The organism is Endozoicomonas sp. ONNA2, from assembly GCF_024606365.1.
In the GTDB taxonomy this organism is placed as follows: domain Bacteria; phylum Pseudomonadota; class Gammaproteobacteria; order Pseudomonadales; family Endozoicomonadaceae; genus Endozoicomonas.
The window spans coordinates 1-3,203 of record NZ_JAHHPO010000461.1 but is presented as its reverse complement, the minus strand read 5'-3'; the positions used below and the strand labels follow the sequence as shown (position 1 = coordinate 3,203).

General features: G+C 51.0%; 3 protein-coding genes and 2 pseudogenes. All 5 read right to left on the bottom strand.

Going from position 1 to position 3,203, the window contains the following annotated elements; genetic code table 11:
• Positions 1-53 precede the first annotated feature (53 nt).
• Positions 54-731: pseudogene (locus KDK14_RS08365) on the bottom strand (FHIPEP family type III secretion protein); the annotation flags it as partial.
• Positions 731-1,906 (bottom strand): flagellar biosynthesis protein FlhB, encoded by a 1,176-nt coding sequence (locus KDK14_RS08360; RefSeq protein WP_257264637.1) that lies wholly within the window; start codon positions 1,904-1,906, stop codon positions 731-733. The pseudogene KDK14_RS08365 and the gene KDK14_RS08360, both read right to left, overlap by 1 nt.
• Positions 1,906-2,670, bottom strand: a complete 765-nt coding sequence (gene fliR / locus KDK14_RS08355) for a flagellar biosynthetic protein FliR (protein ID WP_257264636.1) — start codon at positions 2,668-2,670, stop codon at positions 1,906-1,908. Before fliR ends, KDK14_RS08360 begins: the two co-directional genes overlap by 1 nt.
• A 5-nt stretch (positions 2,671-2,675) precedes the next feature.
• Positions 2,676-2,942, bottom strand: coding sequence for a flagellar biosynthetic protein FliQ (locus tag KDK14_RS08350; RefSeq protein ID WP_257264635.1), 267 nt, complete (start codon positions 2,940-2,942; stop codon positions 2,676-2,678).
• Positions 2,943-2,981: 39 nt separating this feature from the next.
• Positions 2,982-3,203: pseudogene (locus KDK14_RS08345) on the bottom strand (flagellar type III secretion system pore protein FliP); the annotation flags it as partial.

The following is a 3,203-nucleotide window of genomic DNA, read 5'->3' as shown; positions in this document are numbered from 1 at the left end:
ATTCTTAAATAAACTTTCTCTGTATCATGACGTACGATCAGTGGTAATCAGGTATCATATTGCCAGATCCCAATGCTCACACCACCCAGAATATTGATGAGCAAAATCATCAACCCGGCAATGGCATCACCACGGACAAATTTGCTGGCACCGTCCATCGCCCCGTAAAAATCCGCTTCACGGGTAATGTCTTCCCGTTTCACCCTGGCTTCATTGTGGTCAATCACGCCGGAGTTCAGATCGGCATCAATGGCCATTTGCTTGCCGGGCATCGAATCAAGCACAAAACGGGCCGTCACTTCGGATATACGACTGCCGCCTTTGGTGATCACCACAAAGTTGACAATCACCAGAATCAGGAAAACCAGCAAACCGACAAAATAATTACCGGCAATCACCACGCTGCCAAAAGCTTCAATTACCTTGCCTGCCGCATACGGCCCATTATGACCATTGATCAGCACCACCCGTGTCGAGGCAATATTCAGGGCCAGCCGCAGCAGAGTGGCCACCAGCAACAGGGTCGGGAACAGTGAAAAATCCAGGGGGCGGTTAATGTAGATGGTAAGAATCAGCAGAATCAACGACAGAGTAATATTAAAACTGAACAGGAAGTCCAGCAGAAATGGCGGAATGGGCAACATCAGCATGGCCAGAACCACCAGCAAAAGCAGCGGTGTCGCCAATAAGGAAGCCTTTGGAGAGGTCGGCAGGAGCAGGCCGGTGCCCATTACGGATCTCCTGTGCTGGATGAATGGTGGTATTTTTCCGGTATCTGAATATTGGGTGAGCCGGGACAGAAGGTGCTTTGGCGAGTACGGTAACGATCAAGCTGATAAAGGTAGACCATGATTTTTGCCACCGCCTGATACAGATCCGGGGCAATTTCCTGGTCAATTTCCGTATGGTAATAGAGAGCCCGGGTCAGCATGGGCTGAATCAGTACCGGCTTGCCCGCCGAGCGCCCGATACTGATGATAAGTTCGGCCATATGATCAACACCCCGGGCCACCACGACCGGTGCCCGGTGACTGTCCGGCTGGTATTTCAGAACCACAGCAAAATGGTCTGGATTGGTCAGTACAAGGTCGGCGTCGGGGATAGCATCCAGCATTTTTTTGCGCATCACTGAGGCCAGTTTTTGCCGCACCTGCCGAATCCGCTGCCGGGTTTCTGGTGAGCCGTCTTCGTTCTTCAGATTGTCTTTGACCTGTTGTCGTGTAAGAAGCTGTTGTTGGCGAAGGCGGTGTTTTTGCCACACCACATCACCAGCGGCAATGACCATAAGGACACAGCATAACCCCAGCCCGGTGGACAATAACAAGGTTAATGCCCGGGTTGCCGCCATGGGCACAGGGTATGTACTCAGTGCCATAATCTCTGCCAGTTGGTGGTCCATGATTAAAAAAAGCGCCAGGGCCAATAACAGGGTTTTTAATGATGCCCGCACCACCTCAGCCAGCCCCCGGGCTGAAAAAATCCGTTTCAACCCTGCCACCGGATTTATCCGCCGGGCTTTTGCTGCCACGATGCTGACACTGAAGATAAAGGGGCCCGACATCAGGGCTCCCACGGTGACACTGAGCACAATAACCAGGGACATGGTGATCATCACCGCCGGAAATACGGTAAACGCCGCCCGCAGACTATCCATGATCGCTGCATGGGCTGCAACGGCATCATTCGCGGCATCAATAACTGGTGTGTCAATCAGGCCCAGCATGGATATAACAGCTGCGATCTGATCAATATAATTTGAATAGCCAAGCAGAAAAAAAATAGCCAGGGACTGCATGGCGATCATCAGATCCCTTGACCGGGAGACCTGTCCCTCTTGCCGGGCTTGCTTTTTCTGCCGCTCACTGGGTTGTTCCGTGGGTTCACTGCCCTGCTGTTCAGAATTCATCACTGCCCCTTCAACAGAGACCCAAGAACCTTCAGTGCATAGTGCATATGCTGTTCCACCACATAAGGCACCTGCAGTATATTTAAGCTCAGAAGGACTATTCCCACCAGAACAATCATGGGAAAACCAAGGGTTAACAGATTCATCTGGGGTGCTGAGCGTGTGATAAAACCAAAGGTAAGATTGACCATCAGCAAACAGACAATAGCGGGAAGGGCAATCAGCAGCCCGGCACCAAACATCCAGCCAATCATGGTGAGCAGGGCTGATACCCGGTCAATCACCACCAGAAAATGGCCAAGGGGTAATGCATGAAAGCTGTCAATGACTATCATAAAGAACAGCAGGTGGCCATTGATCAGAACAAACACAAGTTGCGCCATAACCTGATAGATACGGGCAACCACGGTAACACTGATACCATTGACAGGGTCGTTCAGTTCAGCAAACCCCAAAGCCATCTGCAGACCGGTTACATGCCCTGCCAAGGTAAACACGTTGAAATAGATCAGTAACACCGCGCCAAACAACAGTCCGGTAAAAAACTCGGCACAGGCGGCCAGTATCAGGCTCAGAGACAGGTCAGTGGTCATTTTAGAAGACAGTTGCAACATGGCAGCCACAGACAGCGATAAAGCCAGCAGTAACCGTGCTGGGAGCGGCAACCAGTCCCGGGTTAACGGACAGGTCATGACAAACCCGGAAATACGACAAAATACCAGTAAATAGAGCGCCATCAGATGGGACAGCTCAGAGAGTGCCATACTGATCACTGGTTATTCACAATGGCAACAAAAAAATCATTAAAGATGACGCTTAACTCCTGAACCAGCCAATGCAGTGACAGTGACAGGGTTAATAACGTGATCAGCAGCCGGGGCAGAAAGCTCAGGGTCTGTTCGGTTACTTGGGTGGCCGCCTGAATAATGCTGATCACCAGGCCCACCAGAAGGCCGGGAGCAATCAGCACCAGGGCCATCCAGGAGACACTGCGCAGCGCGTTGGCAAACATGTAGACCATCTCGTCAGGTGACATTTATGGTTCCCGCGTCGTGAATGGCAGTCTGTGCGTTTCTCAGGTGGAAAAGCTCCTGATGGTGCCCGCTACAATAAGATCCCAGCCATCCACCAGAACAAATAGCAACAGTTTAAAGGGAAGAGAGATCAACATCGGCGACAGCATGATCATACCCAGTGCCATAAGAATACTGGCAACCAGCAGATCAATGACCAGAAATGGCAACAGGATCATCAACCCCATCTGCAGACTGGTTTTAATTTCACTGCCCAAAAAAGC